Raw genomic sequence first — 22,490 nt, forward strand, 5'->3', positions numbered from 1 at the left:
AAGCCGTTTTTTAGAGCAGCGTGTTTGACCCTAGACTAGCCTTTATTAACACACTCATACGGACAATAAGATGGCCATCGCTAGCATTACTGATTTTTTTGAGGAAATCATTCGTGATTTGCATGCCAGTCTTTATTTGGCATTGGGTGGCTCATTAGAAGAAGATAATCTAGATTGGTCTGCTTATGCTATAGAGCTGGCTAGTACTGCTATTAAGATACTGATACTGTTGGCTATAATAGGGTTCTTTTATTGGTTAGCGATTTATCTGATAAAAAGGAACAGTGAGCGCTTGCACATGAATGAGCGCCGGGTCAAAATCGCTCGTTCAGTGCTGCGTTATATCTGGATAGTGGCGAGCCTTATCGCCGTTATGAGTCAAGTCAACTTTGAGCCTGAGACAGTAAAAGCTACTGCCAAAGCCTGTATTTGGGCAGGTATTTATTATATCTTATGGACATCGTCCGGACAGATTATCCATAAAGTGCTACAGCATTATGGTCTCAACGCCTCCATCGAGCAGTTACTCAAAAACGTACTATCAGTACTACTTTTGGTGCTCGGGCTTGCCAGCGTCATGGCGCAGTTCGGTTTTGACATTGTCTCTTTGGTTGCCGGTTTAGGTATTGCAGGTCTTGCTGTTGGTTTTGCGGCGCAGTCCACGCTTGCTAATTTTATCGCCGGTATTACTATTTTGCTGGAGCAGTCCTTTCAGGTAGGCGATTGGGTCAATATCAATGGTAACGAGGGCCGCGTGGTGGTTATCGCCCTACGTACCACTCATGTACTGACTCGCGACAACATCACCGTCATCATTCCCAACTCAAACGTCGCCTCCTCTGAGGTCACCAATATCACCTCAAAAAACTTTATCCGCTTTGATATTCGGATGCGTATCGCTTTTGAAGATGATATCGAAAAAGCGCGAGAAGAGATATTACAAGTGCTAAAGGATACCGATGCGGTACTAAATCGTCCTGAGGCTTCAGCTACTGTGGCAGAAATCGGCGAATATGGGGTGTTCTTTATTATTCGCTTTTGGGTTAAGCCGGCCTCTGTCGCCCGGATGCCCAAAATAAAAGAGGACCTGCAAGAAAAAATCAAAGTGGCTTTTGATGCTGCCAATATCTCAACTCCCTACCCGCACATGCGCCTCTTGATGCCAAAGGATGTCGATTATCCTATCGCGACTAAGCCATTTGAAACCACCACGCAACTGGTCTCCGATGAGATAACTCTGACTAAGAATAACGATTAAGGCGTACTGATAATTATAGAGCACTGAGCGCTTTGGTCATTGGACCATATCAGTGCTAAATATGTTAAAATTATCGGTCAAATGACATCACCGTTTTTGCTTTACGCTCTTTTTTTTCCTTTGATTCGCCCTTTAGCTACAGGTATCCGTATGACCGAACCAACCTTTTCTGCACAGCCTTCATCCTCGCTGATGCTCGATCTTATTATCACCTGTGCCGATGGGCTTGAGCTGCCGCTACAAACTGAGCTGTCAAGCTTCGGTATTGTAAGCGATATCAAGAGTACTGGGCGCTTGAGTGTTAGCGCAAGCTTGCGTGATCTGTATACGATTTGTCTTTGGTCGCGCGTAGCATCTCGAGTACTGATGCTGATTAAGCGTAAAAATATCAACAGCGACTATGATGTCGCCGAACAGCTCTATGGGCTAGCTAAGTCCATAGACTGGACGCAGCAGTTCGACCTAGAGCAGACCTTTGCTATACGTCTGTCAGTTGATAAGCGCGTGGCGGTCAGTCAACAATTTGCGATGCTACGTATCAAAGACGCCATTGCCGACACCTTTAACGAAGCTTATGAGAGCCGCCCTGACGTCGATAGTAAAAACCCAGACTTCGCTATTTTTGCTACCGTCAATGACAAGCAAGCTGAGCTGTATTTAGATCTATCCGGTACCAGCTTGCATCGCCGCGGCTACCGAGTGGCAATGACTGATGCGCCATTAAAAGAAAACTTAGCAGCTGCCCTACTCTACAGCTCGGACTGGCATCTAAAGAATAAAGAGAATAACGTCCCTCTATACAATGCCTTGATTGATCCAATGTGTGGCTCTGGTACTTTTATTATTGAAGCGCTTTTGATGCATTTAGATTATGCCGTTGGTATCGATAAAGCCGCTAATCAGTTTGGTTTTTATCAGTGGCAGCATCACGATGAGAGTCTATGGCAGACGATGATTGACGAGGCGCAAGATCGTCACCGTAATGCGCTCGCTATCGCACTTGAGCAGCCAGATACCTTGCCGTTGATACTTGGTTTTGATGCCGATAGCGGCGCTATCTTAGCAACTGAGAAAAACCTAATAGCGGCTGGATTACAAGACCTGCTACCGCTGATCGATCTGGAGACGCGTGCACTCGATAAATTAACTCACACCTTGCGGCCGATAGTCAAAGATGGCCGATTAAGCAATCCGCTAATTATCACTAACCCGCCTTATGGTGAACGCTTAGGTGACGAGGACTTTATTCGTCCGCTTTATCAGGCATTAGGGCTTATTTTGCAAGATAGCTTCGCCGGTAGTGGTATCGATCCGATGCTCGGTATCCTTGCTGCTCATATCGAGCAAGTCGATATCTTGCCGATCAAAGAGCCGAAGACCCTGCGCTGCCATAACGGAGCGATAACGGTATATTTCCGCTACGGTCAGCTCATCGCTGGGCAAACGGGCAATCTGGTGAGCAATTTTGAAAAGCGTGAAATTAAGGTTGAGGAAGGTCAAGACTTTATTAATCGTCTGCAAAAAAACTTAGGTAAGCTTAGAAAACAAGCCGCTAAGCAAAACGTGAGTAATATTCGAGCTTATGACGCTGATTTGCCAGATTTCAAAGTCGCTATAGATCTGTATGGCGATTATGTGCACGTACAAGAGTATGCACCGCCAAAGACCATTCCGCCTGAAACCGCCAAAAAACGCTTCAATCTGGCGCTAATGGGTATTCGAGAAGTTTTAGACATTAACCGCGAGCAAGTATTTATCAAAACTCGCGCCCGTCAGTCAGGTAATGAGCAATATAGCAAGCAAGGCAATAGTGAGAAAAAAGGTAAGTTTTATATCGCAAAAGAGGATGGTGCTTACTTTTATGTCAACTTTACCGACTATCTAGATACCGGATTATTTATCGATCACCGCAATATGCGCGCGCGTATCAAGGCGAACAGCAAAGATAAATCGGTGCTGAACCTATTTGCTTATACTTGTACAGCGAGTGTGCATGCAGCCTTAGCTGGTGCCAAAAAAGTCACTAGCGTTGATTTATCACAGAACTATCTTGATTGGGGTAAGCAGAACTTTGTGCTAAACGGTCTCGATATCAGTCGTCATAAGTATCAGTTTGTCGCTGCTGACATTTTTGAGTGGATAAAAGACAATACCGAGCAGTTCGATATTATCTTTATCGATCCGCCAACTTTTTCGAACTCCAAAAAGTTCCAGGGTACCTTTGATGTGCAGCGCGATCATGCGGCGCTTATCAACCGCGCCATGAACCGCCTAACTACTGGAGGGGTTCTATACTTCTCCAATAACTTTACTCGTTTTGAGCTTGATGAGCAGCTCACTGAGCGCTATGAGGTGACTGATATTACCCATCAGACGATAGGCTTTGATTATAATATCAAAAAACCTATTCATCAGAGCTTTGAGATTCGTCATCGTTAAATTTAAGTTAATAATAAAGCAACAATAACGGTGATAACGATGACCTGATCAGCTTTGATTGGGTCATTTTTTGTTGTTATGATAGAGCATTAATAAGTAGTCGATACCTCAGCGTACTACGTGCGGTTAGGCTATTTATTGCCATTTATATTTACTATAACAATGACTAAAAGGATATCTCCATGGCTTTATCACTTAATAAAGGCGGTAACTTATCGCTAACCAAAACTGACCCGAACCTCAATAAACTGTTAATCGGTTTGGGCTGGGATGAGCGCGCCACCTCAGGTGCTGAGTTTGATCTAGACGCTAGCGTGTTTTTGCTAAATAACGCCGGCAAGGTACGCGGCGATCATGACTTTATCTTTTATAATCAGCTCAAGTCTGACAACGGCGCGGTTGAGCACACCGGCGATAACCGTACTGGCGAAGGAGATGGCGATGATGAAGTCATCAAAGTCAATCTCACGCAAGTGCCAGCGGACGTTGATAAAATCGTCGTCACTGTCACTATTCACGATGCTGCTGCCCGTGGTCAAAACTTCGGTCAAGTTGCTAACGCGTTTATCCGCGTCGTCAATGAAGAGTCTGGCACCGAAGTGGTTCGTTTCGATTTAGCAGAGGACTATTCAGTTGAGACGGCTATGGTGTTCGGTGAAGTCTATCGCCACAATAACGAGTGGAAATTCCGTGCGGTAGGCCAAGGCTACTCTGGTGGTCTGCAAGCAATGTGCCATCAGTACGGCGTTGATATTTAATTCTAAGGCTTATTTTAAATCGCTGTTGCGCAAGCATAAAAGTGTCTTTTAAGATGCCAAATATGTACCGTTCAGTGCGCTATTTTTGCCGATATTTTGTGTGAGGTGACTTTATTTTTGCTGAACCACCACCATAATAAATCTAAGAATGAAAGCGCGTGGATGGCAAAAAAGCATAGCTTTTGCTAGTCAAACCGTCCAAAATGCTTTATGTTTCTCTCAGTTTTTCTCAAAAAAGCAGCTATCATTAGCTGCTTTTATACTGACTATTACTCCAACTAAACAAGACTAACCCAGCATTCGCTTAATGCAATAAGACAGGATATGTCATGAGACATTTTTATTTAGATTTTATCTTCACCGCTATTGCCTTGGCGGTAGCGGCTTGGTGGGGATATTCAAACGGTGGTTTAGGCGGAATGATAGCCACGCTATCGATTACGGCTATTTTGGCGGTTATGGAGATCTCCTTATCCTTTGACAACGCCGTCGTTAACGCCTCCGTCCTAAAAGGCTGGGACGACTTTTGGAAAATGATTTTCTTAACCATCGGTATTTTGATCGCCGTCTTCGGTATGCGCTTGGTCTTCCCTATCGTCATCGTCGCTGTCACTGCCGACTTAGGTATGATGCAGGTCGTCGATTTAGCCTTGAACAACCCTGAAGAGTACTCTGCAAGATTGATGGCGCACCATGCTGAGATTTCAGCGTTTGGTGGTATCTTCTTATTATTAGTCTTCTTAAACTTTGTCTTTGATGATAAAGACGTACATTGGTTTAATTGGCTTGAGAGCCGCTTAGCCAAACTTGCCAAAGTCGATGCGATGAGCGTCTTTATCGCGCTGATTGTGCTGATGATTGCGGTGTCCTTTGCAGCAGAGGCGCAAGCGGCAGCGGTGCTAATCGCAGGCGTTTGGGGTATCTTAGTATACTTAGGCGTGCAAGTTATCTCAGGCATGCTAGAGGGCGATCTTGAAGAAGAGCTCGATAGCGAGGGTAATAGCACCGGGCAAGCGACTAGCGCTATTATGAAAGGCGGGATCATCGGCTTCTTATACTTAGAAGTGCTTGATGCTTCCTTCAGCTTTGACGGTGTAATTGGCGCATTTGCGATTACTAACGATGTGATTGTGATTATGCTGGGTCTGGCTATCGGTGCGATGTTCGTACGTTCGATGACGATATTCTTAGTCGATAAAGGCACGCTCGATGAGTTTATTTATCTTGAGCATGGCGCGCATTATGCGATTGGTGCACTTGCTGTCATCATGTTGTTATCGGTCAAATTCCATGTGCCAGAGCTGATTACGGGTCTGATTGGTATTGCCTTTATTGGTTGGGCGCTGTTAGCTTCGCTTAAGTACCGCAAAACCGAGGCACTAGCGAACCCTAAGGGGTAAGCAGAGCTTGTAACTTAGCCGCTTGAGACAATAAAAAAGAGCTATAGCGATCATTCGTTATAGCTCTTTTTATGCGTGAGGATTATCTAATGGTTCCGCTCTTTGATACCTTTTGCCCGGCTTTTCTTCTTTGCTCAGTCTTACTTTTCTTTTCCGGACAACATCTTTTGTAGCTTTGCTAAAATCACACCGTATAGTGGTAAAAATATAAGCACGCCCATCACCATCTTAAAGACATAATCTACCGTGCCGATCTCGACCCAATTTGCCGCCATAAAGGGGTCTGGGCTTTTGTAAAAGGCAATAGCAAAAAAGCAAAAGCTATCGATTAGATTTCCAATTAGTGTGGAAGCCAAAGGCGCAATCCACCAAGTTTTAAGCTGGCGTAGTCTATTAAAGACCTGAATATCTAGTAGCTGCCCGACCACATACGCGGTGAAGCTGGCTAACACAATGCGAAATACAAACAGATTAAAATCAAGCAAGTGCTCATGCCCGACAAACTGACCGTTGGCAAATACCACAGAGAAATAGTACGAGATTGCTAGGGCTGGCAGCATCGCAAAAAAGATAATGCGCCTGGCCAACTGCTGACCAAAGATACGTACAGTCAAATCAGTAACTAAGAAGATAAACGGAAAAGTCACCGAGCCCCAAGTGGTGATAAAACCAAAGAAGCCAACCGGGATTTGTACCAGATAATTACTGATAGCGATGATAAAGATGTGGAGACCCACAAGCCAAAATAAAGCACGGCTATAATCAATGGACTGCGTAGGAATGGCTGAAATAGAATTGATGCTCATAGAAGAGTCCTTTTTTTAATTCAGGGTTGAGGGAACCTGAGCGCGCATATTATAAAGCAAAAGCGATAATAGCTAAAGCCGTTAGGGTAAAAAATGTTAAGTCGCGGCTTTAGATAAACTCCCTTCATGAAAAGCTAAACATGCTTAACATAGATAATCTTAAGACAGCTCTGTAAACAGATAACCACAAAATACGACTTGCGTAGTCAGTACCTGCTTAGTATAGTAAAACGTAACGCTAAGCAGCATCGCATCTAGGCTTAGCAAATAATGCATCATCTTATAATTCATTAATAAATCATTTATTTATAACGAAAAGGACAACTTTATGGCTATTAGCTTAACAAAAGGCGGTAACGTCAACTTATCAAAAGAAGCACCAGGCCTTACTAACATTACTGTTGGTCTTGGCTGGGATCCTCGCGCCACCGACGGTCAAGAGTTTGACTTAGACGCTATCGCGTTTTTGGTCAATGAAGGCGGTAAAGTGCGTAATGATAAAGACTTTATTTTCTTTAATAACCTAAAGTCAGACAATGGCGCCGTTGAGCACACTGGCGATAACCGCACTGGCGAAGGTGACGGTGATGATGAGCAAATCAAAATCAACTTAGCCAACATTCCAGCGGATGTCAGTAAAGTCGCCGTTTGTGCCATTATCTATGAAGGCCAAGCCCGTAATCAAAACTTCGGTCAAGTAGGCGAAGCTTATATCCGTATCGTCAATGACAATGGTAATAGCGAAATCGCTCGTTACGACCTATCAGAAGATGGTAGTACTGAGACGGCTATGATCTTTGGCGAGCTATACCGTCACAGTGGCGACTGGAAATTCCGCGCTGTCGGTCAAGGCTTTAGCGGCGGTTTAGGTCCATTAGCGTCTTCTTATGGTGTGAACGTCTAAGGTTAGATTCTCAAGCCTTTACGCAGCAAGTATTCTCTATTAAAGCTAGCAAGTGCGATGATTATCCGTGTTTGTTGGCTTTAATTTTATTCACTCATCAACCGTCCATCTTCTTCATATCATTGATAGCAAAAATAAATGATCAGTTAAACGACTAGCTTAAGGATTTATTCGTTATGGCCGCGACTTTTAGTTTAATAGGTACCATTGAGCCTTTTTTGCACTGCAACCTGCAAAAAGGCGATTCGATCTATTGTGAAGCCAATGCTATGGTCATGATGGAGTCCAATCTTGAATTAAAAGGCAAGCTTCAAGGCGGTATTATGCAGTCGCTCATGCGCCGCTTTGCCAATGATGAATCGCTGTTTCAGCAGCAGATTGAGGCCACAGGCGGTGAAGGCGATTGTCTGCTCGCCCCTACGCTCGACGGCGACATGCAGATACTCGATGTTGGCGCGCAGCAATATACCTTAAGCGATGGCGCTTTTGTGGCTGCGCAAAAAGACGTCGATATCAGAGCCAATATTCAGCGTAACCTTGGCGGTGCGGTATTTGGCGACACTGGCGGTTTTATGGTAATGCAAACTCAAGGTCAAGGCCAAGTCGTGGTCTCAGGCTTTGGTTCGCTATTTGAGATTGAAGTGGAGCCGGGTAAAGATGTCATCATTGATAATGGTCACGTGGTCTGCTGGGATTCTAATTTAGAGTATAAGCTCTCGGTCTCGACCAGTAAGAAGAAAGGCTTTATGGGTAATATCATCAACTCTGTCACCAGTGGCGAAGGTATGGTGCTGAACTTCTCAGGCTCAGGTAAAGTCATTATTTGCTCACGTAACCGTGACAGCTATCAAGGCTGGATTCAAAGCGTGTTAGGTAGCAATGCAGGTGGTCGCGGCGGCGGTGGCGGCTTTTTGGATAATATCCTATAAGTCGAAGCTGAAGACAAGACGCAGCCCTCAATTTCACTATAGTGCTTTATTTATAATATTATGAGTCGCTATTATCTTTTATAAACACACTTATAACGACTAAAAGGAATACAATATGGCAGTAAGTCTACAAAAGGGACAGAAAATATCCTTAAGTAAAGAAGCAGGCGGCACGCTGACCCAAGTCAAGCTGGGCCTCGGCTGGGATGTCGCGCAAGCACCGCAAGCGCAAAAAACTGGCTTGTTAGGTAAATTATTTGGCGGCGGTAGCGGCAGCGAAGACACTATCGATTTAGATGCTTCGTGCATTATGTTCGATAGCAACAAGCAAGCTGTCGATGCTATTTGGTTCGGTCAACTCCAATCCAAAGATGGTAGTATCTTGCACACCGGTGATAATCGTACTGGCGCGGGCGACGGCGATGATGAAGTCATCAATGTTGATTTATCCAAAATTCCAGCTACTGTGACCTCTTTAGTATTTACGGTCAATAGCTTTACCGGTCAGACTTTTGAGACTGTTGAAAATGCTTTTTGCCGTATCGTCAATGCTAGTAACAACTCAGAGGTAGCGCGTTATAACCTCTCAGCGCAAGGCGGACACACCGCGATGATTATGGCAAAAGTCTATCGCCATAATAATGAGTGGAAAATGCATGCTATCGGTGAGACCGCTTCTGGCCGCACCTTCCATGACTTAATGCCTGCTATCGCTCCGCATGCCTAAAAGTCAATTTGAATTTTTGCAAAAAAACAGCCTAGCTATACTAGATAGCTAGGCTGTTTGTTTTATAAGCTCCAAACATTCACTCTGCCCCACTACTATTTACTACCCCGCTTCCAGCTAAAACCCCAATTAAAGGCTTTATCCATCTCTTTGTGTCCATTGAAGTATTGGTTAATGCGCTCGACATTGATACTGCCCTGCTGATTGACGAGCCGTGCAATTGCGCACATCGGCGCACTCCCCGCGCCTTCGGTCAATCGCGTTTCAATTGGCGGCTGCCCGGGCACATGTATCGTCACTACACCATCGGTTTGTGCCCAATTAGGCACGCCCTCATAAATGAAAGCAAAGATAAACACCTCTTGGATTTGCGACCACTGCTGACCGTTGATATCAAGCCATTCGCCATCGCTGACTTGCCCCGTTCTATCGTCAGCGCGCAGCAATACAAAAGGTGAGCCATTTAAGTTACCAAAGCGATTGCCTAGCGCTTGTATTAGGGTCTTCTCGCCGTTTTTTAAATGCACCATCGCGCCAATATCGAGATCGATACCACCTGAACCGCGCTGCTTAAATAAATCTCCTAATAGGCCTTTTTTTGGCGCGGCTTTATCAGCATTCGGACGTTGATTCCAGTTCAGATTGACCGCTATCTTACCGAAGTCATCACGCTTAGTAAGGTTAATACTGGATTGATTTTTGGTCAAAGTAATCTTGCTTAGATTCACTGACGGGCTTGCTGGAATCGGCGGCGGATTGCTTTGAGCAGTGTTTTGATTACCATTACTTTGGGTACTGCGATTAGGTTTTTGGGTGTTAATGGCTTGTGATTGACTCTGATTTTGTTCAGGTGCTTCATCAGCAATCTCTACTCCGAAATGCTCAGATAAAGGTTTCAGACCGCCGTTGAACCCTTGCGCGATAAATCGAAACTTCCAATTGCCTTGACGACGATAGCACTCTGCTAAGATAATGGCTTTTTCATCACGGCCTGCGCTACTCAGCTGACAAGTTATTAGCACTTGGCTGCCTTGTAACACTTGAATATCGACGTCCCCTAATTGCGAGAGCGTCTGATTGCTAGAAAAAGCCAGCGCAATTTTTTCAATCTCATTGGCTTGTGCAGGTAGGTTAATATCAAAAAATCCATCGCTATCGTGCCCGCGAAAGCTGACGCTTCCATCATCGCTACGCGTCTGACCATAAAAAATCATGTCACCGTCACCGCGTACTTTCCCGCTACTAGTTAGGCGATAAGCGGCGCAATCGATTGCGTTATGACTCAAAATACGAATGCTAATATTGTCATTAGGCAGCGGCGCATTAGCACCCGCTACTAATTCTTGCGGCTGGGTTTGACTCATTATATTGTCCTTTTACTATTTGTCGTCTTTTTAGCTAGCTGCGAAAGCCATTTGTGGATGATTCACTTGAAGATGATTATATACTAGCACGGATATGAGGCTAGTTTTATAGCGACTTATCGCTTAGCTTTGGGCAAAATTATTTTAAAAATGAGCACACTACAAGCAGTTATCAGTCAGCGTATTTGTATATAATAACCACAAGTATTCTTAAAGTTTTGGCAATCATGGACAGTGTTATGGCTAATAAAATGAATGGCAGTGAACCAATAACAGCGGCTTGGCTTGCTGAAGGACAATCGAGCCAGCGCGATATGCTTGAGAGTCTGCAAGCGCTTAAGGCGCAATCTATAACACCTTTCACCATAATCGCTTCACATCGCCAGGACCGTCCTGAGATATTTGAGTTTGCTGATACTGTCTTTCGTGAGCCTTATAAAGCAGCAACCAGTAAAGAGATAAGCATCAACCCAGCCCCTGCTGAGCGTTGGCAGTTCGTACTAGAACAGGCTAAGAAAAACCATGTCAAAGTACTGCTGACTGGCCGCAATAGTCGCGATTATGAGGCGCATAGAGACTTATTTACCCAAGCTGGTATCCGGCTACTAACCGGAGCCACTAGCGTTACGGCGCTTGAGACTATCGATGATAAGTTTGCTTTTATGCAGCACTGCCTTGCACATAACATTCCTGTGGCAACCGCTTGGCGCTTTGATACGACCGCTGAGCTCGAAGCCCTGCTCGCTAAACATAGCCAACAAAGACTATGCGTAAAGCCTGTGACGGGCATATTCGCGCAAGGATTTTGGCGACTAGACGCAGGTTTCGATAGCGATTGTCAGTACGATAGCTTTGAGCATTTATACTTCACCGACAGCAAAAAGATTAGCACTGAGCAATTTGTCAACGCTTACGCCAATAGCCAAATGGTACACAAGCGCCCTATTCCTATGTTGCTTATGCCCTATCTATCAGGGCGCGAGTATTCTATCGATGTGGTCTGTGAATATGGCGAGGTACTGGCGGCAGTCACCCGCTACAAAGAGGGCAAAATTCAGCACATAGGCTACGACAAGGCTGTGATGGAAGTCGTCACTGCGCTCATAAAAGCCTTTAACTGTGATGGTATCGTCAGCGTACAAACCAAACAGAATGACGAGGGGCAGCACTGCGTGTTAGAGATTAACTCTCGCCCCTCTGGCGGTATTGGCTACACCGCCCATAGTGGTATCGATCTAACCCAAATCGGCTTTGGCTATTGGCTCGGCTTAACCGACAAGCCAAAACTTAGTGATAGTATTGAGCAAATCACTCCTTGTCAGATACGTTCTATCGTGACGAGCGTCAAGGTTGAAACAGATGTATAAGGACAGTAGCGTGCTTGCAAAAAGATAAACTATCTCAGCTATTATGACTCAGCTCAGGAAAGCGCCTAACCATATATACCATCACTATTAGAGCAAGGGCTGCTATCGCCGCACCGACAAAGCCCACGCTCGATAAGGAGATATAAGTCACCGCGTAACCGCCAAGTAGCGCGCCCATTCCGATGCCTAAATTGATAATCGCTGAGAACATCGCCATGACCATATCTTGCGCATTAACATCAATCTCGATGACTTTAGACTGAATGGTTAGCATCAACAAAATCATCGCTGTGCCCCAAACCACCGTCACGATACTCAGTAGCCAGATCGAGCTGACCGCCCACAACATCAGCATCATCGCCGCCAGTATCAATACGGTAGATATCAGCATAAGCCTTGTGGTTGAGCGCTCATTCCAGTGGCTAAAGATATAACTACCGATAAGGCCAGCACCGCCGAACAAGAGTAATATAAAGGTGACTTGGTTCTCACTAATAGTGCCGATCTTACTCATAAAAGGTTCGATGTATGAGTAAGCGGCGTAGTCAGCAGTGAACACCACAAAACAGAATAAATAAAGACAAATGAGCAGCGGGTTTCTAAGCAGCTCAGGCAGCTTACTAAAGGAGCCATCGAACATACTAGGCAGATCTGGCAGTAGCTTAGCTTGCAAAATAAAGACGATAAAAGCGATGATACCAATACCGGCAAAAGTGGTACGCCAGCCAAACCATTGACCTAGTATGCGTCCTATAGGCACTCCTAATACAAGCGCTAAAGATGTGCCAGTCGCTAATATACTTAGTGCTAAAGCTTTTTTGCCTTGCGGTGCGACTCGCAGGGCTATCGCAGCCGTAATCGCCCAAAATATCGCATGCGAGAGTGCGATACCCACGCGGCTGATGAGCAGTACGTTAAAGCTCCAAGCAAACACTGATAGCGCGTGACTGGCGATAAATACAGCAAATAGAGCAAGCAGCAAACGTTTACGCTCGAGGCGACTGGTCAGCAGCATGAGTGGCAGTGACATAGCGGCAACCACCCAAGCATAGAGCGTCAGCATCCAGCCTGTCTCTGCAGTCGTAATCGAAAAATCTTGAGCAATATCACTCAATAGTGCCACAGGCACGAACTCAGTCGTATTGACGACAAAGGCGCTCACCCCCATTAATATCACTTGAAAATATTTGCTTTGGCGAGAAGCGGAATTGGGCTCTGGAGGGGGTTCCATAGAATCTACTCTATAGGGGAGCCAAAATGGTAATATTGGCCCAATAAGTAAAGGAATAGCGCAAGGAAGATAGACCGTTAGGCTTATAGCATCACCGAACTATCATCTCTTTCGTTACTATTGTAAAAAACACCAACACTGTGACATTCTATTGGTAATTGATATATGTTGATAAAAAATGCTGAGCCAATATATTTTTGGTTTAGAGTTTAGAGTAAAAGTGAACGCTAAAAACAGCTACTTTTTTAGGGGAATTTAATCGTAATCTCGTCACTAAGCAAGCTTAATTTAGTAAACAAAGTTACGACGATTTGTAAGCAGTAGTGATAAGTCAAAAAGCACTTCAACAAGCCGTTAAATAAGAAATCAAACCCTTAGATAAATGGGACAAAATCTCGACTATAAAAACCGCTTTAAATAGTTAGGTTAAGGAATATGAATGTCAGCTAAACCACAAAGTACGACCATTATTACTCTGCCTCGCGGCGCACTAGATCTCACTTATCAGACTCATAACAAAAATGATAATACATATCAGCTCGAAGACTTGCTTGGCTTTGCGCAGCGGATCAATCCCAAACGGGCATTCTTATTTGTCTCCAAGGTCTTAGGTCGCCATATTCCTGTCGCGCCTAGCATCATGCGCGGCGCTTTTACCGATTTGGCAAACTTAGTACCGGATAATCTACCTGAGCCTATTTTGGTCGTTGGTATGGCAGAAACGGCGGTAGGACTATCGGCAGGCGTGCATCAAGCGCTACAAACGCGCTACCCAGATGCTTTACTACTAAACTCTACCCGTCACGCTCAGCATAACGAAGACAATGACGAAGCGTTATTCACTACCTTTAGCGAAGATCATAGTCATGCCAGCCAGCATTTGATTTATCAAAGTCGCGATAAAAACATACAATCGCAGCTCCTCGCCAGCAGAACCTTAATCATGGTCGATGATGAAGCCTCAACTGGTAATACCTGTGTCAATGTAGTGACCGCACTACGTCACGCTGGTCTAAGCCAGTTAAAACAAGTGCATCTGACGACTTTGGTGGATTGGTCACTCAATCAAGAGGCAACTGACGACGGTGACCACATCTCTACTCGCATGCCTAATATCGACTTTCAACGTCATCATTTATTATCAGGCGCTTGGCAGTGGACAGACGCGCCGAACCCTGAGCCTATCACTATGCCCGTGGTCGATACCACCGAGGCAGGCTCGCAGCCGTTGGGTAATACAGGCAATTGGGGACGATTTCCAACATTGGATAGTACGGATGGCTTTGACGGTTACTTAGAGCGTTTCCAGCAAGCTTTTGCATACTTTGATGATAAGCCGAATTTTGATAAAGGTAAGCTACCCAAGCGGATTTTAGTATTAGGCAGCAATGAGTTTGTCTGGTTACCGTTTTTATTAGCCGAGTGGCTGGAGGCTAAAACCAAAGAGGTCAGCCAAAACTCAACGGTTAAATTCAGCGCATTAACGCGCTCGCCCATTGCATTAGGCGGCGCTATTCACACGATGCTCAGCTTCCATGATAACTATGGCCTTGGTATGACGAACTTTGTCTATAATGTTGAGCCAAAAGACTGGGACTTGATTGTGCTATGTGTAGAGACCGCTAGCGATAGCGTGGATAGTATGTGGCAAGGTTTAGATAATGTATTGGTTGTAGGGGCAGATCTATGACTATCTCTTTCTTTCAAGCGAGTCCTGATATAATAAAGCCCTACGCGCTCATGGATTTAGACGATACGCTATTTCAGACGCAGCGCAAAATAGATGCTTGGAATTTGCCAACGTCCAAATCTGAAAACTTAGTGTGCGCGAGTGTCAATAAACAGGGCGAGCCGCTGAGCTTTATGAGTCAGCGACAAGCAAGCTTTGTTAATTGGTTATTAACGAGTACTGAGTTGATAGTGGTCACTGCCCGCGATCGCGAAGAGATCAAACGGGTGAGACTGCCCTTTGATAGTTGGCAGGTATTGACTCACGGGGCGATTGTTTTAACTCAAGATGGCAAGCTTGAGACGCAGTGGCAGCAGCGCATGTATAGCAAGCTTGCGCCCTTGCAGGAGAAGCTGGGGCAGCTAAGCCAGTTATTTACTCAGCACAGCAGCAGCGACAACAGCCATTTAAAGTTTACCGCGCATACGGATCATTTTAATAACGGCACTGAAAACAAAGAACTGACCATCTATCTTGCTATCAAACACGCGCAAAAAAATCATCAAGCTCTGATACAGCTCGCTGAGCAGTTGCCTAAATTGATACGAAACTTTGATCAAGACTTCTATGTGCATGTCAATGCAAATAACTTAGCCATTTTGCCGCATGCTGTGCACAAGCGTCATGCGGTAGAGTTCTTGCTAGAGCAGCACTTAGAGAGCAGCAGGCCAAGCTTTGGCTTTGGCGATAGCTTAGCCGATTTGCCGTTTTTGCAGCTACTAGACTGGTACGGGATGCCCAATCATGGTCAGCTACATGATCAATATAATCGTCAACATTTAAAATAACTATAGAGCCTGCAATGACGAAAGCTAGAACAAAAGACTTACAGAGATTTGGCTCAGGCAGCTATTTAGCTGATGATGTCACGGTGCTCCTAGATGTCGTTGACAAAGACGCGGTCGCTGATGTACCGGTCAGCAAAAAAGAAGCGCTGATCCAAAGTGGGCAGCGGCACTACTCCGATATGCTCACCTTAGAGCAAGCACCAACTGCTAAGCATGAGCAGCTATATCTGCAAGCGCTTGAGCAAGGTAAAGCGCGCATGGCTAGCGATATTGCTAATTTAGCTTACTCCTTACAGCAGACTTTTAAACAAACCGTTAGTAGCGAAAACCCATTAATATTAGTCAGTTTAGTCAGAGCCGGACTGCCTATTGGTGTGCTATTACAGCGCGCTTTAGCGAATACAAATAGCGCTTATGCCTTGCCATCTAAACACTATGGCATGAGTATCATTCGCGATCGTGGTCTTGATCCAGTCGCCTTGCAGCTCATATTGGACAGCCATCCTGATAGCCCTATCGTTTTCGTTGATGGTTGGACCGGCAAGGGCGCTATCTATCAAGAGCTAGCGCGTAGCCTGAATCCATTTAATGATGATAACCACGTCAACTTTGCTAACATTTTTCATCAAGGTGAGAGTGTTATACCGCTACTTACCCTTGCCGATCCCGCTGGCGTCGCTTGGTTAGCTGCGAGCGAGGAGGACTGGCTGATACCATCTGGACTATTAAACAGTACGGTATCTGGATTGATCTCGCGCTCGCTTTATACTGATCCAAAGTCAGGTCTACATCGCGCTATTTTTTATGATAACTTAGTCGCTATCGATCACAGCTTAGCCTTTATCGAGCATATTGAGTCAGCGCGGCACCTCTTAACGACAACACCTGAGCATTTAGCGACCTTTGCGCAGCCTAGATATAGCACCCAAAGCATTGTCGATAAAATAGCCAAAGAATACAATATCGGTAACCGCAACCGCATCAAACCGACGATAGCCGAGGCGACTCGCGCTATATTACGCCGCGATCCTGACCGTATCTTACTGGCGAGCGCCGATCATCCTGACACCACATTATTACGACACTTATGCCATGATAGAGACATTGAAATCAGCATATTAGGTGCTAAAATATTACCTTATCAAGCGATTACCCTTATCAAAAAGCGCATTAGCTAGGCTTAACGTGTCAGCACCTCAGCGCTTTGTATTTCCGCGATTTCTCTTACCCCTTATACTCTCTTTAACTAATTATGATACCGACTATGCCAGATAATTCTAATAATGAGTCAAACCTATATAATTACACGCAGTCTTATGAGCACCTCATCACTGAGCGCCACGCTTTGCTAAAGCCGCATACTCATCACCCTTATCAGTTAGGCGCAAGCTTATATATGCCAGCGACTCGGCAAGATATCTGGCAAGTCATCAAGCGGGATAAATTACCGACGATTAATAGTATTATTATTTGTGTTGAGGACGCCGTCAGCCATGATGATGTGGAGCTAGCACTACAAAGACTGCAAGAGCTGCTCAACACTTGGGCGGCGCATATTGATAGTATCAATGACCCTTCGACGCCTCAGAACAATAAGCAAGAGCAGCCGACGCGTCCTTTAGTGTTTGTGCGTCCGCGTAATCCGATGATGCTACAAAAGCTGGCACATTATAAGCATATTGAACTGCTCGATGGTTTTGTGATGCCAAAGGTAGATATGTGCAGCTTATCTAATTGGCGCATGGCTTGTCAGAACCTCAGCACCGACCAGCTGCTAATGCCGACTTTGGAGACAGCGGCGCTGTTTAATCCGCATCATAATCAAGAGCTGGCCATTGGCTTTAAAGAAGCGTTCAGTCAGCCTGTTTTTGCTTTGCGTATCGGCGGTAATGACCTATTTGCCGCGTTACGTCTGCGCCGTCCTAAGAACAGTATCGTCTATGACACTCCTATCGGTACTTTGGCTTATCAGCTGCTTGGCTGCTTTGTACCGCATGGCTTTTATTTGACCGCGCCGGTATTTGAGTACTTAGACCAGCCTACGCTATTTATGCAAGAGTTGACTCGCGATGTCAGCTTAGGCTTGGTGGGTAAAACCGTCATTCATCCCAATCAAATTGCCTTAGTACAGCAAGCGTATTGCGTACCGGCGAGCACCTTAGATGAGGCGCAAGCGATACTCCATAGCGAGGCCAAAGCCGTATTTAAATATAACAATACTATGCTGGAGCCAGCCACACACCGCGCTTGGGCGACAGAGATTATTAATCGTGCAAAAGTATTTGGCACCATCAATAATAACAATACAGAGTATAGCTCACGGCTGTAATTGGCTCTAACTGATAGCTTAAAACAATTCCAATTGACTATAAAAAAACCTAAAAGCCGCTATCTTTTTCGATAACGGCTTTTGTCTTTGAAGCGGCTGCCTACTGATTAATACCAGCCTTCAATCTTATCCAAAAACTCACCTAATACTCTATTGACTTGCTCAGGCTCTTCAACAGTTGAGGTATGACCCGCACCTTTAATCACTGCAAGCTTAGAGCCATCGATAGCAAAGTGCATGCGCTCCGACTTATCATAAGGGGTTGCCGCATCTTCGTCACCGACGATGATCAAAGTCGGCGTTTGGATACTGCCTAACTGCTCATAGACTCCTTTGCGATCGATTACGCCTGTTGTTGCCTTAACCGTGCCGCCTTTACGATTACTCTGCAGCATAGATAACCATGCTTTGCGATCGGCCTTACGCTCTTTGGCTTGTAAAAAGGTGCTGCCAAACATAATCGGCATCACCTTTTGACTGACCCGCTTCATACCAAGCCAGCGAATCGCTTTCATTAATTTACGGTATTGAGGGACGTTTTTGGGATCCTCAGCATCCGCTGAAGTCTCAAGCAAAGATAGCGACAATAAGCGCTCAGGATGGTGTATCGCGATACGCTGCGCCACAAACCCGCCCATAGATAAGCCAACAAAATGACACTTATCGATATCTAGCGCGTCAAGTAAGCCAATGGTGTCTTTGGTTAAATTATCCATATCATAGCCGTCTTTGGTAATCTGCGACTGCCCTTGTCCGCGAAAATCAAAGGTAATACAGCGATAGTCCTTTTTAAAATGCTCGACTTGTTTGTCGTACATTCTACCGCTCCAAAGCAGCCCATGAGCGAAGACAATTACGGGCTTTTGATGATCATTGGGCGCGCTGTCTTCATAATAAATGTCGGCATTATTTACTGTAATCGTTGGCATAACTCTTCCTTGTTTATGTGGTGACTGTTGAATCTATGCGTAACTCTATACGAATGTTCAAATGAGCATATCATTATGTCTAACTTCGTATAATTAGCATAATTTACAACGCCTAAGTTTAGTAGTGATATTTGTAAATAGTAGCTTGTATCGACTACTAAAGATGGCGCAGAGGTGCACTAAATCATATTTTAGAGCGCCCACTAACCTGCTATAGTAATTAGCTTGAGTATTAGCCGTAGCATTAGTAACTGGCATTGAGCTATTGGTTAGCTCATTGCCAGTCAGTTAGATTTACTTAACCCCTAACGATTACAAGGATGACCCTTATGTCACAAGCGCTTGTCGATTATCAAGTAAGCGACCACATCGCCACTATCACTATGAACGATCCCAAAACCCTGAACGCTTTTAGTACGCCGTTGAAAGGTGCGATTATGGAAGCGCTTGATAAGGCAGATCAAGATAATGAAGTACGCGTGATCGTCTTACAAGGCGGCGGCAATAACTTCTCTAGTGGTGGTCATATCGGCGAGATGCTAGAGAACGGTATGGAGTCAGAAGCGCTCGTGGCTAAGCTTGATTTTATGCTGCGCGAAGTTGCTGAGGTCAGCCTAAAGTTGCGTAATATCCATAAACCTATCATCGCCAAATTAGAAGGCGCGGTGGCGGGCGCAGGTATGAACTTAGCGCTGACCTGTGACTTTCGTATCGCAGCTGATAATGCCAAATTTGTGCAAGCCTTTGTCAATATCGGCCTAATCCCTGACGCAGGCGGTATTTATTTACTCAATCAATTGGTTGGTGCGGCGAAAACGACCGAGCTTGTGATGCTTGGTGATAAGCTTAAAGCCGATGACGTCGCAAGATTAGACTTAGTCAATAAAGTGGTCAGCGCCGAGGAACTTGACAATGAAGTGAACGTCCTAGCCACACGTTTAAGCCAACTACCCGGTAAGGCGCTGGCCTCTATGAAGCACATGATCAACATTCATGCGTTTTCAGGACTTAACGAAGCGCTGGGTATGGAGGTCGAGCAACAAAACATCATGGCTCAGACCGACGACTTTAAAGAAGGGATTACGGCATTTATGGAGAAACGCAAGCCGGTTTATCAGGGTAAGTAAAACGTCTAGTTTAGTTTGTTTCTTACACCTTAGTAGTTTTAATATAGGGCGTGTTGAACATTCGACCATGGCACTGACAGAGACTATTTTTTAGGCGATTTGCAGATAAAAATGGTAAGTTTAGTCGTTCTAAGCGTCTATTTTTATCAATAAAGCGGCAAAAAATAGTCCTGTCCCTGTTGTTGTAGTTAGGGCTGATGCTAAAATCGCCCTAGTCGTTGTGACTGTTTAAATAAAATCAGCTAGCCAATGCAATAAGCATTACCTGCAATTTTAACGACGACTAGAACACAGCTTTGATTAACTAGTAGCGATCAGCAGTGCGCATTTGTGAATGTTCAACACGCCCTAGTCAATCAATATTAAAAGTGGTACAAGGCAGACGAGTGCAAGTACTACAGTAGTAGGCTAAACGAGTCTAACGCCGTAACACTTTAATAGTGGTTCGACTATATAACCAAAAAGGCTACCATTAGGTAGCCTTTTACTCTTCTAAATTCCCATAAATAGAAGATGCTTCACAATGATTTTATACATTATGATTTATTGAAAAGTAGAAGCGCTTTTATATTGATGCGGTAGAGTAAAAACCTTGTCAAAGATTACAGTAAAAATGAAAGTGTATACCAAGAAAAACAGCAGTAACGCCGCCTCCATCGTAAAGGCTTTGAGCAAACCGACATCGTACCAAGTCATATAAATTGGCAAGCAAACCAATACCAAGCCGCCCTCAAAACCTAGTGCATGAATGCTGCGTATCAGTAACGTGCGCTTAGTCACTTGCCGGCGCTGCTCCCATTCCTCAAAGGCAGTATTAAATATAAAATTCCAAATGACGGCAGCCAATGACACCATCACCGCCACTGGCAAAGACTCTGCGGTATCACTACCACTGAGCATCATCAATATATAAGTGGATGAGATAATCGCGATGATTTCAAAGACAGTCACATATACAAGGCGACGTTTGAGAGGGGATAAAGTAATCAACCAAGACTCCAAAGCACCTAAATGATAAGTGCATAATTAAAGTCTCGGTCCGTCCCGAGATAGCAAAAGTAAAAAAGTGCAGAGCCACGGTTTCCGCCTGCCTTTATATTATACAGAAGATAGTGAGAGAAATCAGTTTGACCCCTGCCGTCAAATCCGTACACATAAACTTGGGAGATTTTAATTACGCAGCCTGACGATAATAATCAAACCACACCTGTCTTGGCGATTGATAGCCCAAACCCTTTTGAATCCTCGTCTGATTGTAGTACAGCTCGATATAACTGATAATATCATTGATGGCTGTGAACCTTGTTTTATAGTCTTGATGATATACCAGCTCATTCTTTAATGTGCCCCAGAAGCTTTCTATCGGAGCGTTATCGAAACAGTTGCCTTTGCCGCTCATTGAGCCTATAAATTGATGCTGCTTAATGGTCTTGTGGTAGGCGTGACTGCAATACTGACTGCCTCTGTCTGAATGAACGATTAGCCCTTTGTTTGGACGTTTATTCCTGATGGCCATGTTCAATGCGCGACAGACCAAATCTGCGGTCATGCGTTTGTTGATCGCATAGCCGACCAGCTCTTTGGTATATAAGTCTTTGACTCCCGCTAAATACAACCAGCCCTCATGTGTCCAGATATAGGTAATATCGCTTACCCATGCTTGGTTAGGGCGACTGGTGTCAAACTTCTGATCGAGCACGTTTGGATAGACCAGCTTGTTGTGATTGGAGTCGGTGGTGACTTTAAAGCGCTTATGACTACGACATTTAATGCCGTGTTGCTCTTTGATGCTTCTTACCATATACAGGCTAATGTTATGGCCTTGCTCGCTTAGATGAGCATGCAGTCGATCTGCGCCATAACGTTCTTTCGTTTCATTGTGAGCCGCTTTAACCAGTAATTCAGACTGGTTGCGATGTATCTGTTGGTCGCTGAGATCACGACTTAGCCAGTCGTAATAGCTTGATGGCTTAACCCTTAACACACGGCACATAGTGGTGATGCGAAAGAGGAACTGGTTGTCTTTGATAAAGGCGTACCTGACTAACTGTTTCTCGCGAAGTACGCCGTCGCCTTTTTTAAGATCTCGCGCTCCTCTTCGGCAACTTTAAGCTGTCGCTTTAGGCGTTTTACCTCTTCAAGCGCACTCATAAGTTCAGGGTCATACTGCTTTGTTCCTACAAGCTTGCCTTGATTAGCTTTGTTCTGCCAGTTGGATAGCGTTTGCATGGCGATGCCAAGTTGCTTTGCGGTCGCTGAAATATTGCCGTTGTTATCCGCTATCTTCTTGACGGCTTCAGCTTTAAATTCGTCACTGTAGGTTCTTACTTTCTTGGTCATGGTAAACTCCGATTAATACGCTTAGTTTACCAAGTTTACCTCTACGGTTTCTTCAGCATAGCTCA

19 protein-coding genes are annotated in these 22,490 nt (G+C 44.8%); 13 read left to right on the forward strand and 6 right to left on the reverse strand.

The window, feature by feature from the left end; translation table 11 throughout:
* Positions 1–70 precede the first annotated feature (70 nt).
* The 4 genes from W234_RS0113420 to W234_RS0113435 all read left to right on the forward strand — a co-directional run bounded on the left by W234_RS0113420 (position 71) and on the right by W234_RS0113435 (position 5,855).
* Positions 71–1,258: a mechanosensitive ion channel family protein gene (locus W234_RS0113420; protein WP_025647401.1), complete on the forward strand. Its 1,188-nt coding sequence runs from the start codon at positions 71–73 to the stop codon at positions 1,256–1,258.
* A gap of 150 nt (positions 1,259–1,408) precedes the next feature.
* Positions 1,409–3,697, forward strand: a complete 2,289-nt coding sequence (rlmKL, locus tag W234_RS0113425; protein ID WP_025647403.1) for a bifunctional 23S rRNA (guanine(2069)-N(7))-methyltransferase RlmK/23S rRNA (guanine(2445)-N(2))-methyltransferase RlmL — start codon at positions 1,409–1,411, stop codon at positions 3,695–3,697.
* A gap of 182 nt (positions 3,698–3,879) precedes the next feature.
* A complete protein-coding gene (locus W234_RS0113430) occupies positions 3,880–4,455 on the forward strand; it encodes a TerD family protein (protein WP_025647405.1) in 576 nt (191 codons plus the stop codon).
* Positions 4,456–4,784: 329 nt separating this feature from the next.
* Positions 4,785–5,855, forward strand: a complete 1,071-nt coding sequence (locus tag W234_RS0113435) for a DUF475 domain-containing protein (protein WP_025647408.1) — start codon at positions 4,785–4,787, stop codon at positions 5,853–5,855.
* Positions 5,856–5,995: 140 nt separating this feature from the next.
* On the opposite strand, the gene W234_RS0113440 is transcribed toward W234_RS0113435, so the two are convergent.
* Positions 5,996–6,661 carry a 7-cyano-7-deazaguanine/7-aminomethyl-7-deazaguanine transporter gene (locus W234_RS0113440; RefSeq protein WP_025647410.1) on the reverse strand — a complete coding sequence of 222 codons (666 nt, stop codon included), beginning with the start codon at positions 6,659–6,661 and terminating at the stop codon, positions 5,996–5,998.
* A 328-nt stretch (positions 6,662–6,989) separates the two neighbouring features.
* Between W234_RS0113440 and W234_RS0113450 the strand changes: the two genes are divergently transcribed.
* The 3 genes from W234_RS0113450 to W234_RS0113460 all read left to right on the forward strand — a co-directional run bounded on the left by W234_RS0113450 (position 6,990) and on the right by W234_RS0113460 (position 9,221).
* The gene (locus tag W234_RS0113450) at positions 6,990–7,565 is read left to right on the forward strand and encodes a TerD family protein (RefSeq protein WP_025647412.1); all 576 of its coding nucleotides are present in this window, start codon (positions 6,990–6,992) and stop codon (positions 7,563–7,565) included.
* A 176-nt stretch (positions 7,566–7,741) separates the two neighbouring features.
* Positions 7,742–8,494, forward strand: a complete 753-nt coding sequence (locus W234_RS0113455; RefSeq protein WP_025647414.1) for a TIGR00266 family protein — start codon at positions 7,742–7,744, stop codon at positions 8,492–8,494.
* Positions 8,495–8,609: 115 nt separating this feature from the next.
* Positions 8,610–9,221, forward strand: a complete 612-nt coding sequence (locus W234_RS0113460; protein ID WP_025647416.1) for a TerD family protein — start codon at positions 8,610–8,612, stop codon at positions 9,219–9,221.
* A gap of 95 nt (positions 9,222–9,316) precedes the next feature.
* Here W234_RS0113460 and W234_RS0113465 read toward each other — a convergent pair whose 3' ends face one another.
* Entirely contained in the window at positions 9,317–10,585 is a 1,269-nt protein-coding gene (locus W234_RS0113465) for a TerD family protein (RefSeq protein WP_025647418.1), read from the reverse strand.
* Positions 10,586–10,824: 239 nt separating this feature from the next.
* On the opposite strand from W234_RS0113465, the gene W234_RS0113470 reads away from it, so the two are divergent.
* Complete coding sequence (locus W234_RS0113470) at positions 10,825–11,952, forward strand: ATP-grasp domain-containing protein (protein ID WP_025647420.1); 1,128 nt, start codon at positions 10,825–10,827, stop codon at positions 11,950–11,952.
* A 34-nt stretch (positions 11,953–11,986) separates the two neighbouring features.
* On the opposite strand, the gene W234_RS0113475 is transcribed toward W234_RS0113470, so the two are convergent.
* Positions 11,987–13,183 carry a sugar transporter gene (locus tag W234_RS0113475; RefSeq protein WP_025647422.1) on the reverse strand — a complete coding sequence of 399 codons (1,197 nt, stop codon included), beginning with the start codon at positions 13,181–13,183 and terminating at the stop codon, positions 11,987–11,989.
* A gap of 439 nt (positions 13,184–13,622) precedes the next feature.
* Between W234_RS0113475 and W234_RS0113480 the strand changes: the two genes are divergently transcribed.
* The 4 genes from W234_RS0113480 to W234_RS0113495 all read left to right on the forward strand — a co-directional run bounded on the left by W234_RS0113480 (position 13,623) and on the right by W234_RS0113495 (position 18,029).
* Positions 13,623–14,873: a phosphoribosyltransferase domain-containing protein gene (locus W234_RS0113480; RefSeq protein WP_025647424.1), complete on the forward strand. Its 1,251-nt coding sequence runs from the start codon at positions 13,623–13,625 to the stop codon at positions 14,871–14,873.
* A complete protein-coding gene (locus tag W234_RS0113485) occupies positions 14,870–15,700 on the forward strand; it encodes an HAD hydrolase family protein (RefSeq protein WP_025647426.1) in 831 nt (276 codons plus the stop codon). Before W234_RS0113480 ends, W234_RS0113485 begins: the two co-directional genes overlap by 4 nt.
* A gap of 14 nt (positions 15,701–15,714) precedes the next feature.
* On the forward strand, positions 15,715–16,878 hold the full coding sequence (locus tag W234_RS0113490; RefSeq protein ID WP_025647428.1) for a cysteine protease StiP domain-containing protein: 1,164 nt from the start codon (positions 15,715–15,717) through the stop codon (positions 16,876–16,878).
* A gap of 86 nt (positions 16,879–16,964) precedes the next feature.
* Positions 16,965–18,029, forward strand: coding sequence for an HpcH/HpaI aldolase/citrate lyase family protein (locus tag W234_RS0113495; RefSeq protein ID WP_025647435.1), 1,065 nt, complete (start codon positions 16,965–16,967; stop codon positions 18,027–18,029).
* A 107-nt stretch (positions 18,030–18,136) separates the two neighbouring features.
* Here the strand turns inward: W234_RS0113495 and W234_RS0113500 are convergent, their stop codons facing one another.
* Positions 18,137–18,958 (reverse strand): alpha/beta fold hydrolase, encoded by an 822-nt coding sequence (locus tag W234_RS0113500; RefSeq protein WP_025647436.1) that lies wholly within the window; start codon positions 18,956–18,958, stop codon positions 18,137–18,139.
* A gap of 329 nt (positions 18,959–19,287) precedes the next feature.
* Between W234_RS0113500 and W234_RS0113505 the strand changes: the two genes are divergently transcribed.
* Positions 19,288–20,085 (forward strand): enoyl-CoA hydratase/isomerase family protein, encoded by a 798-nt coding sequence (locus W234_RS0113505; RefSeq protein ID WP_025647438.1) that lies wholly within the window; start codon positions 19,288–19,290, stop codon positions 20,083–20,085.
* Positions 20,086–20,628: 543 nt separating this feature from the next.
* Here the strand turns inward: W234_RS0113505 and W234_RS0113510 are convergent.
* Together W234_RS0113510 and W234_RS0113515 are read right to left on the reverse strand one after the other, a co-directional pair.
* A complete protein-coding gene (locus W234_RS0113510; RefSeq protein ID WP_025647445.1) occupies positions 20,629–21,075 on the reverse strand; it encodes a PACE efflux transporter in 447 nt (148 codons plus the stop codon).
* A 184-nt stretch (positions 21,076–21,259) separates the two neighbouring features.
* A protein-coding gene (locus tag W234_RS0113515) for an IS3 family transposase (protein WP_156923945.1) occupies positions 21,260–22,425 on the reverse strand; the annotation gives its coding sequence in 2 pieces (ribosomal slippage) (positions 21,260–22,170 and positions 22,170–22,425; 1,167 coding nt in all).
* Positions 22,426–22,490: the final 65 nt, after the last annotated feature.

It is taken from the genome of Psychrobacter sp. TB15 (assembly GCF_000511655.1).
GTDB classification, from domain to species: domain Bacteria; phylum Pseudomonadota; class Gammaproteobacteria; order Pseudomonadales; family Moraxellaceae; genus Psychrobacter; species Psychrobacter submarinus.

Bases quoted from the DNA above. Each gene is read 5' to 3' on its own strand.
- W234_RS0113470 (WP_025647420.1), top strand. From the start codon at position 10,825: ATGGCTAATAAAATGAATGGCAGTGAACCAATAACAGCGGCTTGGCTT.
- W234_RS0113420 (WP_025647401.1), top strand. From the start codon at position 71: ATGGCCATCGCTAGCATTACTGATTTTTTTGAGGAAATCATTCGTGAT.
- W234_RS0113490 (WP_025647428.1), top strand. From the start codon at position 15,715: ATGACGAAAGCTAGAACAAAAGACTTACAGAGATTTGGCTCAGGCAGC.
- W234_RS0113460 (WP_025647416.1), top strand. From the start codon at position 8,610: ATGGCAGTAAGTCTACAAAAGGGACAGAAAATATCCTTAAGTAAAGAA.
- W234_RS0113430 (WP_025647405.1), top strand. From the start codon at position 3,880: ATGGCTTTATCACTTAATAAAGGCGGTAACTTATCGCTAACCAAAACT.
- W234_RS0113465 (WP_025647418.1), bottom strand. From the start codon at position 10,585: ATGAGTCAAACCCAGCCGCAAGAATTAGTAGCGGGTGCTAATGCGCCG.
- W234_RS0113480 (WP_025647424.1), top strand. From the start codon at position 13,623: ATGTCAGCTAAACCACAAAGTACGACCATTATTACTCTGCCTCGCGGC.
- W234_RS0113455 (WP_025647414.1), top strand. From the start codon at position 7,742: ATGGCCGCGACTTTTAGTTTAATAGGTACCATTGAGCCTTTTTTGCAC.
- W234_RS0113505 (WP_025647438.1), top strand. From the start codon at position 19,288: ATGTCACAAGCGCTTGTCGATTATCAAGTAAGCGACCACATCGCCACT.
- W234_RS0113450 (WP_025647412.1), top strand. From the start codon at position 6,990: ATGGCTATTAGCTTAACAAAAGGCGGTAACGTCAACTTATCAAAAGAA.
- W234_RS0113475 (WP_025647422.1), bottom strand. From the start codon at position 13,183: ATGGAACCCCCTCCAGAGCCCAATTCCGCTTCTCGCCAAAGCAAATAT.
- W234_RS0113435 (WP_025647408.1), top strand. From the start codon at position 4,785: ATGAGACATTTTTATTTAGATTTTATCTTCACCGCTATTGCCTTGGCG.
- W234_RS0113440 (WP_025647410.1), bottom strand. From the start codon at position 6,661: ATGAGCATCAATTCTATTTCAGCCATTCCTACGCAGTCCATTGATTAT.
- W234_RS0113500 (WP_025647436.1), bottom strand. From the start codon at position 18,958: ATGCCAACGATTACAGTAAATAATGCCGACATTTATTATGAAGACAGC.
- rlmKL (WP_025647403.1), top strand. From the start codon at position 1,409: ATGACCGAACCAACCTTTTCTGCACAGCCTTCATCCTCGCTGATGCTC.
- W234_RS0113485 (WP_025647426.1), top strand. From the start codon at position 14,870: ATGACTATCTCTTTCTTTCAAGCGAGTCCTGATATAATAAAGCCCTAC.
- W234_RS0113495 (WP_025647435.1), top strand. From the start codon at position 16,965: ATGCCAGATAATTCTAATAATGAGTCAAACCTATATAATTACACGCAG.